This is a genomic window from Acinetobacter sp. N1-1 (assembly GCF_056711485.1).
In genome coordinates this window covers 1-13,106 of the sequence record NZ_JBWXUO010000020.1, presented here as the reverse complement: position 1 = coordinate 13,106, position 13,106 = coordinate 1, and the positions used below count along the sequence as shown (strand labels likewise).

General features: G+C 33.2%; 15 protein-coding genes and 2 pseudogenes. 7 read left to right on the top strand and 10 right to left on the bottom strand.

Annotation, left to right across the window (positions count from 1 at the left end):
* Positions 1–153: 153 nt before the first annotated feature.
* From AC1MPL_RS12145 to mobQ, 4 genes are all read right to left on the bottom strand, one after another.
* Positions 154–225, bottom strand: a complete 72-nt coding sequence (locus AC1MPL_RS12145; RefSeq protein ID WP_479766290.1) for a hypothetical protein — start codon at positions 223–225, stop codon at positions 154–156.
* Between the two features lie 120 nt (positions 226–345).
* Positions 346–816, bottom strand: coding sequence for a RepB family plasmid replication initiator protein (locus tag AC1MPL_RS12140; RefSeq protein ID WP_479766289.1), 471 nt, complete (start codon positions 814–816; stop codon positions 346–348).
* A 668-nt stretch (positions 817–1,484) separates the two neighbouring features.
* Positions 1,485–2,603: a hypothetical protein gene (locus AC1MPL_RS12135; RefSeq protein ID WP_479766288.1), complete on the bottom strand. Its 1,119-nt coding sequence runs from the start codon at positions 2,601–2,603 to the stop codon at positions 1,485–1,487.
* A 14-nt stretch (positions 2,604–2,617) separates the two neighbouring features.
* Positions 2,618–3,757: a MobQ family relaxase gene (gene mobQ, locus AC1MPL_RS12130; RefSeq protein WP_479766287.1), complete on the bottom strand. Its 1,140-nt coding sequence runs from the start codon at positions 3,755–3,757 to the stop codon at positions 2,618–2,620.
* Positions 3,758–3,972: 215 nt separating this feature from the next.
* Here mobQ and AC1MPL_RS12125 point away from each other — a divergent pair, with 215 nt between their 5' ends.
* The 4 genes and pseudogenes from AC1MPL_RS12125 (at position 3,973) to AC1MPL_RS12110 (ending at position 5,123) form a co-directional block, all read left to right on the top strand.
* Positions 3,973–4,266, top strand: coding sequence for a mobilization protein (locus tag AC1MPL_RS12125; protein WP_479766286.1), 294 nt, complete (start codon positions 3,973–3,975; stop codon positions 4,264–4,266).
* Positions 4,267–4,268: 2 nt separating this feature from the next.
* Positions 4,269–4,550 carry a BrnT family toxin gene (locus AC1MPL_RS12120; RefSeq protein ID WP_479766285.1) on the top strand — a complete coding sequence of 94 codons (282 nt, stop codon included), beginning with the start codon at positions 4,269–4,271 and terminating at the stop codon, positions 4,548–4,550.
* On the top strand, positions 4,541–4,837 hold the full coding sequence (locus AC1MPL_RS12115) for a hypothetical protein (RefSeq protein ID WP_479766284.1): 297 nt from the start codon (positions 4,541–4,543) through the stop codon (positions 4,835–4,837). Before AC1MPL_RS12120 ends, AC1MPL_RS12115 begins: the two co-directional genes overlap by 10 nt.
* A gap of 104 nt (positions 4,838–4,941) precedes the next feature.
* Positions 4,942–5,123 (top strand): annotated as a pseudogene (locus AC1MPL_RS12110) (HU family DNA-binding protein).
* 196 nt (positions 5,124–5,319) lie between these two features.
* Here AC1MPL_RS12110 and AC1MPL_RS12105 read toward each other — a convergent pair.
* Both AC1MPL_RS12105 and AC1MPL_RS12100 read right to left on the bottom strand, forming a co-directional pair.
* Positions 5,320–6,555 carry an MFS transporter gene (locus AC1MPL_RS12105; protein ID WP_479766283.1) on the bottom strand — a complete coding sequence of 412 codons (1,236 nt, stop codon included), beginning with the start codon at positions 6,553–6,555 and terminating at the stop codon, positions 5,320–5,322.
* Between the two features lie 84 nt (positions 6,556–6,639).
* Positions 6,640–7,485 (bottom strand): DMT family transporter, encoded by an 846-nt coding sequence (locus AC1MPL_RS12100; protein ID WP_479766282.1) that lies wholly within the window; start codon positions 7,483–7,485, stop codon positions 6,640–6,642.
* Between the two features lie 71 nt (positions 7,486–7,556).
* On the opposite strand from AC1MPL_RS12100, the gene AC1MPL_RS12095 reads away from it, so the two are divergent.
* Positions 7,557–8,722, top strand: a protein-coding gene (locus tag AC1MPL_RS12095; RefSeq protein WP_479764079.1) for an IS3 family transposase whose coding sequence is annotated in 2 segments (ribosomal slippage) — positions 7,557–7,815 and positions 7,815–8,722 — 1,167 coding nt in all. Because the reading frame shifts where the segments join, the coding sequence is not laid out codon by codon here.
* 42 nt (positions 8,723–8,764) lie between these two features.
* Here AC1MPL_RS12095 and AC1MPL_RS12090 read toward each other — a convergent pair.
* Positions 8,765–9,495: pseudogene (locus tag AC1MPL_RS12090) on the bottom strand (IS3 family transposase); the annotation flags it as partial.
* The gene (locus tag AC1MPL_RS12085; protein WP_479766281.1) at positions 9,458–9,598 is read right to left on the bottom strand and encodes a hypothetical protein; all 141 of its coding nucleotides are present in this window, start codon (positions 9,596–9,598) and stop codon (positions 9,458–9,460) included. The gene AC1MPL_RS12085 and the pseudogene AC1MPL_RS12090, both read right to left, overlap by 38 nt.
* Positions 9,599–9,745: 147 nt before the next feature.
* Between AC1MPL_RS12085 and AC1MPL_RS12080 the strand changes: the two genes are divergently transcribed.
* The gene (locus tag AC1MPL_RS12080; protein WP_479766280.1) at positions 9,746–10,213 is read left to right on the top strand and encodes a hypothetical protein; all 468 of its coding nucleotides are present in this window, start codon (positions 9,746–9,748) and stop codon (positions 10,211–10,213) included.
* Between the two features lie 10 nt (positions 10,214–10,223).
* A complete protein-coding gene (locus AC1MPL_RS12075; RefSeq protein ID WP_479766279.1) occupies positions 10,224–10,835 on the top strand; it encodes a hypothetical protein in 612 nt (203 codons plus the stop codon).
* 196 nt (positions 10,836–11,031) lie between these two features.
* Here AC1MPL_RS12075 and AC1MPL_RS12070 read toward each other — a convergent pair.
* Positions 11,032–12,197, bottom strand: a protein-coding gene (locus AC1MPL_RS12070) for an IS3 family transposase (protein ID WP_479764079.1) whose coding sequence is annotated in 2 segments (ribosomal slippage) — positions 11,032–11,939 and positions 11,939–12,197 — 1,167 coding nt in all. Because the reading frame shifts where the segments join, the coding sequence is not laid out codon by codon here.
* A partial coding sequence (locus AC1MPL_RS12065; RefSeq protein ID WP_479766278.1) for a thiamine pyrophosphate-dependent enzyme occupies positions 12,160–13,106 on the bottom strand: 947 nt, incomplete at its 5' end. The genes AC1MPL_RS12070 and AC1MPL_RS12065, both read right to left, overlap by 38 nt.

The following is a 13,106-nucleotide window of genomic DNA, read 5'->3' as shown; positions in this document are numbered from 1 at the left end:
ATCGTGATCGTGAGCAAGTTTATGTGCAAAAAATCTAATTTGTTTTTCAGTTAATCCTGTAAATAAATCAATAGTATTTTTATCTTTAGAGAAACTACCTGAAGGGACTTTCTTCGGATTCTTTTGTTTAATTTTCAATGAAAAACCTGTAATTCATGGACCCTGTTTATGCTGTTCATACTTAATAGTATAATCGGAAAACTGATTCACTTGTTCTACTGCAATATCTAATACACGTAGCTTAAAATTGGAAATAATTTTATATTGTTTTTCTGTGCGAGGATTCTGAGTTTTTCCATCTCAATAAATGGAATATGTCCTACACTTTCCCACTTCATTAATAATTCAAAAAGCCGGTGTATAAGTACTAGTAAATTCAACCGCATTTCTTGTTCGATAGGTAATAACTTGTAAAGTATTCTTTGAAATTGAAATTAGACTAACAACATCATCAGTAAATTGAAAATGTAGTAATCCAAGTTTTTCAGTTAGTCCCCGCCTTTTTGTACCCACCTTGACTTCATCACAGTTGAGACATCTGAACTCTTTAGTTTTTTTCAGGAGGTTTAAAGGTACTATTTTGTCCAAAATCCAGACCATACAAAGTATAGAATCTCGTAAGAATAAACGCTCTGATGCTTCTTTTAAGGATCTATAAGCCATATCTTGTGATGTATTAAACTGCTCTGCATATTCACTGGCATGTATAGTAAGTATTGTATTACTTGTAACTTCCTGTCGTTGATTATTTGCTTTGACTAAAGCCAAACCTATTAGACGTTGCTCTACAAGACTTAATGTATAACTTTGCGTCAATTAATGCATTATTTTTTATAATTAGATCACTAGCCAAATTATAATACTCTATTATTTAATGTATTTTATATTACTTTAATTTTTAAGGTATATCAATACGATATAAACGTATAGATAAGACGATATAAACGTATAGATAAGACGATATAAACGTATAGATAAGACGATATAAACGTATAGATATACACCTTTAAGGTATTGATTTTTTTAATAAAAAAAATGGGCGTAAAATTATTAAAATTATTAAAATTATTAAAATTATTAAAATTATTATTTTTAAATAAAAAATTCAGTTGAGTTTTGATATCCCAGAAGTAGAATGTTATACAGTATAAAAGAATAATCTAATGTAATTTTAGACACTAGCTAAAATAGAAATAAAATACAAAGTTTATAAAAGTGAACTGGGAGTAGTTAACTATCTTTAAAAAGTCTTAAAACATAGTTACATATACTTGTATATGGAGCTCTAAGCTTTTTAAGGAAGAGTTTAATCTGTTTTACCTAACTAACTTGGCTAATAAAAATAAGGCCCTACAGCCTTTAATCGAGTGATTTGCAATTAAGAGTAACTTCTAGCTCTGGAAACTTCTTCCTAACCTCATTTATCGACTGTTTCGTAAAGTTGAGCGAATAAACTCTAAGCTGAGATAATTTTGTGTTGTCTGCTAATAATTTTTGATTTTGACTTGACCAATATTATTGAAGTCAGATATTTTCTCAATATCGTTTTGATGCTGCGGATGTTGAAGAACCAAAATGATGAACACCACAAAAAGAATAGAAATTGTATTGAGAGCAAAATATTTAATAGTCAGTTTGTCACATAAATTTCGATATAAGACTTCTTGTTTTTCTATAATTTTTTGCGTTATTCCTAGGCTTTTTTCCGTATTTCTCTCTAAATTTGCAGTGATTTTCTCATTTTTTTCATTAATTTTTTGCTCAACATCACTCATTTTTTCAAAAGATTGACTGATTTGATCATCCATTCTTTTAGAAATATCCGTAATTTTTTGGTCAAATATTTCATTGATTTGAGCTGTTTCAGTATTTAGTTTTTTAATAACTTGCTCTTGGAACGTGGCACATGAATCATAGAGCTTATCCATGTTTTGTTTATTCTTTTCTTGCACATCTAAAAATGCCTGATCAACACGCTTAATGGCAGCTGTCATTTTTTTATTAAAAGAATCAACATGATTTCTAAAATCTTCAAGGCTAGAATGATGTTGTTCTTTAACTGTTTCAACTGCCTCAGTCAAACGCTTATAAATGACTATTGACCCACGTACAGCAGTTTCATTTGCTTCAGATATTTCCGAAACAAGCTGTTGATTCTGTTCTTTAAATTGGTTAATAAATTGTGTTGTAATGTTATCTTTAACATTGAGTGATATCTGTTTAATCAGATTAGAACCAATTAACTGACTACTCTCTTCAATTTTCTCAGTCAGATATTCTGTATTATGCTCAAGTGTTTCAATGCTGTTATTCACATGTGTAGATATTTGCTGAATTTCATCATCTAAATGCTTAAGATTGGTTTGCTGTTTTTTGATATTGTTGCTGGATTGATGAACAACACTTGCAAGCTCAGTTAATTCAATGTTTGTTATAAAATCATGAATATCAGTTTTGATATTTTCTTGTGAATCCGTAATACGAGTATTCAGTTCGGTCAGTAGTTCAAAATGTTTTGTTTTCTCGTGCTCAAGTACTTGAGATAGTATCTGTAGCGTAGATGACATCTCTGTTAGCATGGCTGTAATGTGTTGTTCACTCATAGTGAATCCCCAGTTTAACAATCAAAACTTTGACTGTGATCTGTTGAGTTTTTCTGTTGTGGCTCTGCTTTTTTCGGTTCAGGCTTAGGCTGTACTTCAGCCTCTTTCTCTATACTTTCATGCTTAACGCTTTGAGATTCAATCATTTCTTGTTCTTGTTTTGCAGCATTTGCTTGTTCTTCAATACGAGCGTTAAGCTGTGAAAATAGAGATTCTTTTTTAAACTTCTCAATGCTTGCATTTAACCGGTCAAAAATATCCGCTTTGGTATTATCATTTTGCTGTTTTGCATTATTGATAATGTTTTCAAAAGCTTTTTTATTTGCTTCACTCTTCATTTTTGATAGCAGTTGTTCTGTAGCCCTGATTTCAAGATTTAAATTAAAAGCTTTAATGGCATCGTTCTTTTTTGCGACTTCTGGCAACACAATCTTGGACTTTCGCTCATTCACTGGTTTTTTATTTTCTCGTTCATACTGTCTGCGTAAAGCAGTGACAGCAGGCCCTTCATGCTGTGTCGCTTGTTTTTCAATATTTTGCTCTGCATAACTACGATGATCTACAACGACATGACTAAAGCCAGCTTTTTCTAAGTGATGATTAATAAGTTCTGCAAATTCAGCACGCCATTCTTTGACTGTTTTACTGCCTTTTTCTTTGTTGAAGTCACGATATTTTTTATCTGCAAAAAGTCCTGTTTCTAGATCAATGGATCTCGTCGTAAATAGGATGTGAGCATGGTAGTTCCGATCATCAGAATCATTATTTTTATGTGGGGCATGAATCGCAGCATCTACAACGACATTGTATTTTTGAACAATTTTTTTGCATAAGTCATTGAGCATTTCTTTTCGTTGTTCTTGGTTGAGTTCATGTGGAAATGCAATTTCAAACTCTCTCGCCAGTGTGGCATCTTTTCGATTTTCTCGATCTTCAACAGCATTCCACAGTTCGTTTCGACTCAATAGATCAGTACTTATATTGTCAGGTGCATAAATCTGAGCAAGTTCAACACCTAATTTTCGAGTGTAATCTTGTACTTTGCCGTATTTATTATCTATCAGTTTTTCAGCAGCACGATAAGCAGCGCAAGCGACAGCACTGCGGCCCTCACTTCGACTTATGTTCTTAACTGAAAAATGATATATCGCCAATTTTTTACTCTTCGTTATTTATTAATAGTGCTTTTGGGGTAAAGGGGTGAAACCCCTTTCGTGCTTACCATTGAAAAAATATAACGCAGTTATATTTTTTCAATGGATAAGTGCGCCCTTGCTTCACTTCGGGATTCTTTGAGTATCATATAGCGTCTTGAACTTTAGTTCAAAGGCTTTTATGATCGAGAATAATCCCTGACTTGGTAGACATGATGAGTACTGAAAAAAAAGTGACTAAAAAGCTCACATTAGATGAGAAAATTGAACAACAATCTGAAAAACTCAAACAGCTAAAAGCACAAAAACAAGCATTCGAAGCAAGAGAAAGAATTAAGAAAAAAGAGCAAGAACGAAAAGATGATACTCGCAGAAAGATTCTGCTCGGATCTTACCTATTGAAGAAAATGCAGAATGATGAAAATAAAGAAAAAATACTTGCTGATTTAGATAAGTATTTAACAGAAAATCGTGACAGAATACTTTTTGGATTAGATGAAAAGATTTAGTCATGAAATATGAGTGGGATGAGATTAAAAACCAGAAGAATCAAAAAAAGCATAAAATTAGCTTTGAAGATGCAATGCTTATATTTGCTGATCCAATGCTAAAAATTGTTCCAGATACAACAACCAATACAAATGAAGAAGTATATTTAGCAGTTGGTAGAATGTTAGATAGTTACAATATTTTGCTTGTCGCACATACTTACAGGGATGAAAATGGTGAGGAAATTACTCGCATTATTTCAGCACGAAAATTGAGTAAAGGTGAGGTTAAACAATGGCAATAGTCACTAAAACACTTGAAGAGGTACTTGCTCAAAGAGCAAACCCCACACGAATGAAAGAGATCTCTGAAATTAAAGATGAAGAAATCGATTTCTCTGATATTCCTGAATTGACAGAAAAAGATTTTAAGGCTGCAATCCCTTTCCAAGAGTTTCTAGCAACGCGTAAAATCAAAGATGAATCAGCGACTGTGAATCAATTTAATCATTGGTTTGATACACAAGATAAATCAACCCAAAAAACGGTTGAAAATATTTTATTAAATATTATGAAGCTCAACACTCATTAAGCTAGCTTTATCATTCAAGGATTAGTTATGAACAAAGCAGAGTTACTTGCCAAACTTGCACCCAAGAAGAATCGAGAGCCATACTTAATGCTGTTCTTGAAACATTGGAAGAGGGTTTAGTTGAAAGCAAGAATATTCGCTTGATCGGCTTTGGAACATTTGCAGTAAAAAAAGAGCAGAAAGCTTAGGACGTAATCCTAAAACAAATGAAGTTATTAAGATTGAGACAAAAGAGGCTATAACCTTTAAAGCGGGTAAGGCTTTAGATGAAAAAATCAATTTTTAACATTCTAAGTTTAGACTGTTCTATATATAAAATCCCCAAAATGAGTAGCTATTCAGACTGATCTTGCTTTTCAAGCCACTCATTACATAAATCTGTTGTAATGATTTCCACATACTAAAACTCAATATAGATTACAAACTATATTGAGTTTTAGTATGTGGAAATATAAATATTATTTTGACCAATTTCTCAAACTTTAAGTGCTAGTTACATTAGCTATATTATTTCTAGATTGGAGAATTGTTTGAGTGAATAATAGTCCTAAACTTATAAAAATAATACATGTTAATAAGTAATATGAAGAGGTATAAAGACCATATTTATCAATAAAAATACCAAGAATTAGAGGTATCCAATTTGCAATATAAGCTATTATGTAAAATACAGAAATTAGTTTTGCATGATTATGCTTTGGAACAATTTTATTTACTAAAGTCGCACTACCAACAAAAACGGCTCCATATGCATAGCCACCAACAGCTAAACCTAATAATGAAAATATAAAATTTATTTTTATAATAGAAACCAAATATAGAAATAAAGAAATTATTTGTGCAATATAACCATATTTTAATGATTTCTCCGCTTCAAATTTTCGACATATAATCTGACTGAATCCAGCAATTAATAGATATATTGCAACCAAATATCCAAAAATCTGGCTATTTTGAGCATGTAGAATTTTCTCTGAAATACTAGGACCGACAGCTAGTATCACTGCAGCAATTCCCCAACAAAAAAACAAGGAAAACGAGGCTAGTAAATAACGTGGTCCTGCCTTGTCTAATGCTTTTATTAGTTTATCAGGCGTATGTTTATCATCTTCTCTATTTTGTTTTACATCAGGTACACTATTTTTAGGCCAGCATAAGAATATACCTATTATACTCAAAGTAGCTATAGCCATGATTACTACAAAAGGTGTTACCGTTGGGTAAAAAGAAAAGTGTAGTGCAACACTGCTAAAAATTGGCCCTAAAGCAAGACCCAAAGTAAAGGAAAAAGAGGCTATCAGAGCTGCTAACTTTCCATTATCATTTTTCGTAAATTTTACTAAGGCTAAGTTAGCAGCTCCTGTTAGTGCACCAGTACCTACACCCGCCAAAAGACGTCCCAAACATAAAGAGATGAATGAATTAGACACAGAAAATAGGTATGATCCTAAAAATACAATTATTAAAGCTGGTATTATTAATTTTCTCAAATCCCTAGTTTTATGTGCTAGCTTACTTATACTCAATAGTGAACATAGAACTCCAGCAGCATAGGCCCCATATATAGCAGTTAAGTTAACAGCTGTTAAATTTAATTTTGCTTGATATATTGGATATAAGGGGGTTGGGGTACTACTATTAAGCAGTGCTGCCATTAAACCAAGTGATAGAAATATTAGTATTCTATATAGTTTAGTGTTATTAGATACATTTTCCATATCATGGACTTACAAAGTTATATTATTTTTATTATAAAAATAATATAACTCTAAAAAAATGGACAAAAATACATACTAACTATTCTATTTTATATTGGTATGTTTATTAAGAAGAATCACCATTACTCCTGCAGTAATTATTAGTAGTATTCCAAATGCCATTTTTAAAGATATTCGTTCTCCTAAAAAATAGTATCCTAACAAAGTTGAAAAAATAATTGTACTATATGATAAAGTAGATATTACAATTGGGTTACCATAACCATATGCTTTTGTTAGAGATATCTGCCCAAAACTACCGCTGACTCCTATGCCTATTAACAAATAAATTTGAAAAATAGAAGGTAAGTAAAATCCTGAAAACAGCTGATTAATGAATGATATAACAACCCCTACTAATGAAAAATAGAAAACGACTCTAATATCTGATTCACCTGCACTAATAAGCTGTTTTACATTAAAGTATGCAAAAGCTGTTAATATAGCTGCTAATAAACCTATAACTGTTCCTGAAAAATCTGTAAAATGTGGGTCTAAAAGACAATAAATACCTAATAGTGATAGAAATATTACAACAAAAATAAGGTAAGATTTTTTTTTATTACTCGTAGTAAAAACAATTAAAGTTTGAAAAACTGGATTGGTATACATCAATGCAGTTGCAGCAGCAATGGGAAGTTTAGCAACTGCATAAAAATTGCAATACATTGCTAAATTACCTAAAACAGCCCTATATAAGTTTAATTTTAAGAATTGTGTTTTAATACTTTGTTTTTTTATTTTTAAAATAAAAAAACAAAGTATTAAATTAACTAAAGTTCGATAAAATAAAATATTTAATAAACTTATATCTATAGATGCTTTTTTAACTAAAAAACCCATTACTGCAAATAGCAAACTAGCAACTAGAATCCAAAAACCACTAATCATAATGATGATGTCTGCTGAAAAAACAGGAGGGTTTAACTTGGTAAACTATACATACTCATCAGGAGTTTACCATGAGCAAGAAACACAAGACGTATACGGCAGAATTTAAAGCTGAAGCGATCAAAGCAATAGAAGCCAATCAAGGCAATGTATCCCAAACAGCTAGAGAACTCGGCATTTCCATGCAAACCCTTTCGAACTGGAATACAAAGGCAAAGGCAGGGACTTTAGCCGGTACAAAACAGTATTCACCTGATCTAAATGCTTTACTCGAAGAAAATAAAAAACTTAAACAGCAGCTTAAAACAGCCGAAATGGAACGTGAATTTCTAAAAAAGGCAGCAGCGTACTTTGCCAAAGAAAGTCAGTAAGGTACGCCTATATGAAATCGCAAAGACACTTATTTCCTATTATTTTGATGGCTCGCTTACTTCACGTATCAGTTTCATGCTTTTATGATTGGCTAAAACAAGGTGTGAGTAAACAATCAATTCAGCGAAATCAACAAGCAATTTTGGTCAAAATAGCACATGAGGAAACGAAACAGAGCTATGGCTATATTCGTTTAACCAAGCATTTACAGGCTCAGGGCGTAAAAATTAGTGCCTATGCCGTTCGTCAGATAAAAAAGTTAAATCAGCTGTATTGTAAGCGCCACAAGCGTTTCAAAAGAACAACGAACAGTGACCATAACCGAGCGATCTATCCAAATTTGCTTGAACAACAATTCTCAATGATTAAACCAAATCAAGCGTGGTCGAGTGATATTACGTATATATGGACAACTGAAGGCTGGTTGTACTTAGCAGCTGTAAAAGACCTTTACACGAAACAAGTGGTTGGCTACAGCTTAAATGAGCGTATGACAGCCAAGCTTGTTTGTGATGCATTGAATATGGCTATTCGCAATCAAAAACCAACTAAGGACCTCATTGTGCATTCAGACAGAGGCAGCCAATATTGCGGTCATGAATATCGAAACTTACTTGAAAAATGTGGCTTTCAGGGTTCAATGAGCAAGCGTGGCGATTGTTACGATAATGCACCGATTGAAAGCTTCTGGGGCATACTCAAAAACGAATTGGTGCATCATCATAGCTATAAAACGAGGGAAGAAGCCAAAGCGGAGATTACAAAATACATAGAGTTATTTTATAATCAACGAAGAATTCAAAAAGGTTTGGATTTTAAGACACCAAATCAAATGGCAGAGGACTTTTGCAAGTTGGCTGCCTAAAATCTCCCAAGTGAAAGTCTCCTGATAATTCAGCACACATCAGTACAACCAGCCTTCAGTTGTCCATATATACGTAATATCACTCGACCACGCTTGATTTGGTTTAATCATTGAGAATTGTTGTTCAAGCAAATTTGGATAGATCGCTCGGTTATGGTCACTGTTCGTTGTTCTTTTGAAACGCTTGTGGCGCTTACAATACAGCTGATTTAACTTTTTTATCTGACGAACGGCATAGGCACTAATTTTTACGCCCTGAGCCTGTAAATGCTTGGTTAAACGAATATAGCCATAGCTCTGTTTCGTTTCCTCATGTGCTATTTTGACCAAAATTGCTTGTTGATTTCGCTGAATTGATTGTTTACTCACACCTTGTTTTAGCCAATCATAAAAGCATGAAACTGATACGTGAAGTAAGCGAGCCATCAAAATAATAGGAAATAAGTGTCTTTGCGATTTCATATAGGCGTACCTTACTGACTTTCTTTGGCAAAGTACGCTGCTGCCTTTTTTAGAAATTCACGTTCCATTTCGGCTATTTTAAGCTGCTGTTTAAGTTTTTTATTTTCTTCGAGTAAAGCATTTAGATCAGGTGAATACTGTTTTGTACCGGCTAAAGTCCCTGCCTTTGCCTTTGTATTCCAGTTCGAAAGGGTTTGCATGGAAATGCCGAGTTCTCTAGCTGTTTGGGATACATTGCCTTGATTGGCTTCTATTGCTTTGATCGCTTCAGCTTTAAATTCTGCCGTATACGTCTTGTGTTTCTTGCTCATGGTAAACTCCTGATGAGTATGTATAGTTTACCAAGTTAAACCCTCCTGTTTTTTCAGCAGACATCACTTTATGAATGTATGTAGCTTCCTGTTTTTTCAGCATATATCAAAAATTATTATGTCACTTATTAATAATGATACTTAAATATAAATTTCATATACTAAGAATAGTAAAGCTAAGATGGCTTTACTATAACTTATTTTAAAATATAAAGAGGCTTTAAAATTGTTTAAATGTAATAAGATGGTTATGGCATTAATTGCAGCAGTAGTATTGGGGAGTACTTCTACTTTTGCAGAAGATTTAATTAATTATGATGATAAACCTGCACAAAAAGTTATTTACCCTGTCAATGGGCAATCAGGTTTTGTTTTTCAACAACTTAATCAAAATTTTAAAACTAGTTCACAAAATTATGACACTATCATTATTGATAGTAGTAAACCTATATCTTCAGCTCAAATATCTCAAATTCTAAAATATTTAGATCAAGGGCTTACTATTATTATTGATGCTAAAGCAGGTATGGGAACTGCTCAAACACTTGCTAAACAATTAATAGGATTCTCTGTGAATTCTGAAGCTATTATGATCAAAAAAAGTATAAATGATAGTGGTTATGATATGACACCTATTTCATCAAGTGTATATGGATCAAAAGCATCAGGTACAAATGATAATGTATCAAATACTGTAAATGATATATTCGGTCTATAAGGAGATAAACATGAAATATATTACATTATCTATACTTATAATTGCATCAATGACTCAAGCTTTTGCTGATGAATGTCTTTATCCTCATAATGAACCAGTAATATTAGGAGATAACTCCCAGCTAATTTACCAACAGCAAGCTAGAAATACATGGGATGATTGGATATGGCGTGGTCAGCCATATAAATGTCCAACTACAGGTGTTCAAAGGTGTGATTACCAATGGAGTAAAGCTGTCTCAACTGCTTATGCTTTTAATGTGGGGGGAACATTAAATCTTGATAAACTTCCTACAGTTGGTGAACGCCTTCCTGGTAGTATAAATGCAGGATTTTCTAAAACACAAACAGTTACAACAACATTTGGATGGAATATATCACTAAATCCAGGATATACAGCTCAACCTATTCAAGTTGTGGTACGTCGTTGGAAACAAGGTGTATATAAGGGTGCATACATACAAACTGGTGGTAAGTGTAATGGAACAGATAGTAAATGGGGAGGTATAAGCCCTCGACCTGATAGAACAAGTATTTATCACTGGGATTCAAACAGACAGGCAAGTGGTGTACAAACAAATGTAGCTATTAAAACTTATGCGACTTACCATGTATACAAATAATTTCATCTTAAATATCATATAAATAATAAGAGATTGATTTCTAATATTTTAGGAGTCAATCGCTATTAGATTAAGCTAAAAATCTAGCTACTAAGTGAATGTTAAAAGATATGGTAAACTCTTTTAATGTTGTGTTACGCCAGTTTATATTAATTGATGTGTGCTGAATTATCAGGAGACTTTCACTTGGGAGATTTTAGGCAGCCAACTTGCAAAAGTCCTCTGCCATTTGATTTGGTGTCTTAAAATCCAAACCTTTTTGAATTCTTCGTTGATTATAAAATAACTCTATGTATTTTGTAATCTCCGCTTTGGCTTCTTCCCTCGTTTTATAGCTATGATGATGCACCAATTCGTTTTTGAGTATGCCCCAGAAGCTTTCAATCGGTGCATTATCGTAACAATCGCCACGCTTGCTCATTGAACCCTGAAAGCCACATTTTTCAAGTAAGTTTCGATATTCATGACCGCAATATTGGCTGCCTCTGTCTGAATGCACAATGAGGTCCTTAGTTGGTTTTTGATTGCGAATAGCCATATTCAATGCATCACAAACAAGCTTGGCTGTCATACGCTCATTTAAGCTGTAGCCAACCACTTGTTTCGTGTAAAGGTCTTTTACAGCTGCTAAGTACAACCAGCCTTCAGTTGTCCATATATACGTAATATCACTCGACCACGCTTGATTTGGTTTAATCATTGAGAATTGTTGTTCAAGCAAATTTGGATAGATCGCTCGGTTATGGTCACTGTTCGTTGTTCTTTTGAAACGCTTGTGGCGCTTACAATACAGCTGATTTAACTTTTTTATCTGACGAACGGCATAGGCACTAATTTTTACGCCCTGAGCCTGTAAATGCTTGGTTAAACGAATATAGCCATAGCTCTGTTTCGTTTCCTCATGTGCTATTTTGACCAAAATTGCTTGTTGATTTCGCTGAATTGATTGTTTACTCACACCTTGTTTTAGCCAATCATAAAAGCATGAAACTGATACGTGAAGTAAGCGAGCCATCAAAATAATAGGAAATAAGTGTCTTTGCGATTTCATATAGGCGTACCTTACTGACTTTCTTTGGCAAAGTACGCTGCTGCCTTTTTTAGAAATTCACGTTCCATTTCGGCTGTTTTAAGCTGCTGTTTAAGTTTTTTATTTTCTTCGAGTAAAGCATTTAGATCAGGTGAATACTGTTTTGTACCGGCTAAAGTCCCTGCCTTTGCCTTTGTATTCCAGTTCGAAAGGGTTTGCATGGAAATGCCGAGTTCTCTAGCTGTTTGGGATACATTGCCTTGATTGGCTTCTATTGCTTTGATCGCTTCAGCTTTAAATTCTGCCGTATACGTCTTGTGTTTCTTGCTCATGGTAAACTCCTGATGAGTATGTATAGTTTACCAAGTTAAACCCTCCTGTTTTTTCAGCAGACATCACACTATGCGAGTAAAAATCATTAGGTGGAAAATAGTTGCCAACCTCAATATCTAATATAATTGGACCATTTTCAGATTTTATATTTACAAGAGTGTCTTCCAAATCTTTCAGTGTTTTAATCAAATATGATTTAACTCCTAAGCTTTCAGCAAAAGTCTTCCAATTATGGTTTGGTAGTTTAGAAAAATCTTCAGAAACACCTTGTTTTTTCATTGTATCTATATGAATTGCACCATGTGCATTATTATTCATAATGACAAAAATAATTTTAAGCCCATATTTTGCAGCAGTTTGGATCTCTATACCATGCATTAACATGCATCCATCACCAGTAACGACTAAGCATTCTTTTTGCGGGTCACCAAGTTTTACACCAATTCCTGCACATATTGCCCACCCCATAGGAGCAAGAACATTAGATGTATGGTAATCGCCACCTCCTTTAGATTTCCAAAAATGAGCCATGAATATTCTATGAGCCCCAGAGTCCACTACAACATTAATATTCTTAGATAGTTTGTCTTCCAATATATTTATTGCATCTCCCGGATGAATACTATTACAGCCTTTTTCATATTTTATATTGTCGTATAAAGGAATATTTTTTAGTTTTTTTACCCACTTTTTTCTGAACTGCAACATATCTTTATTAAAAAAATCTTTTGAATTAATATTATCTAAAAACAAATCAATGTTTGAGAAAATATTTATATCGGGTTCATAATGTAAGTTAACTTTTTCTAGTTGATTGTTTATGTAAATAACCTTTCTATTTTTTATTAAGTCCGGATTCCAATGAAGTGAATCACGTTGGTTTAAATCACAACCTAAAACAATAAGAA

Excerpts from the sequence above, each read along its gene's own strand:
- AC1MPL_RS12135 (WP_479766288.1), bottom strand. The coding sequence starts at position 2,603 with ATGAGTGAACAACACATTACAGCCATGCTAACAGAGATGTCATCTACG.
- AC1MPL_RS12125 (WP_479766286.1), top strand. The coding sequence starts at position 3,973 with ATGAGTACTGAAAAAAAAGTGACTAAAAAGCTCACATTAGATGAGAAA.
- AC1MPL_RS12120 (WP_479766285.1), top strand. The coding sequence starts at position 4,269 with ATGAAATATGAGTGGGATGAGATTAAAAACCAGAAGAATCAAAAAAAG.
- AC1MPL_RS12115 (WP_479766284.1), top strand. The coding sequence starts at position 4,541 with ATGGCAATAGTCACTAAAACACTTGAAGAGGTACTTGCTCAAAGAGCA.
- AC1MPL_RS12105 (WP_479766283.1), bottom strand. The coding sequence starts at position 6,555 with ATGGAAAATGTATCTAATAACACTAAACTATATAGAATACTAATATTT.
- AC1MPL_RS12100 (WP_479766282.1), bottom strand. The coding sequence starts at position 7,485 with ATGATTAGTGGTTTTTGGATTCTAGTTGCTAGTTTGCTATTTGCAGTA.
- AC1MPL_RS12085 (WP_479766281.1), bottom strand. The coding sequence starts at position 9,598 with ATGCTGAAAAAACAGGAAGCTACATACATTCATAAAGTGATGTCTGCT.
- AC1MPL_RS12080 (WP_479766280.1), top strand. The coding sequence starts at position 9,746 with ATGGCATTAATTGCAGCAGTAGTATTGGGGAGTACTTCTACTTTTGCA.
- AC1MPL_RS12075 (WP_479766279.1), top strand. The coding sequence starts at position 10,224 with ATGAAATATATTACATTATCTATACTTATAATTGCATCAATGACTCAA.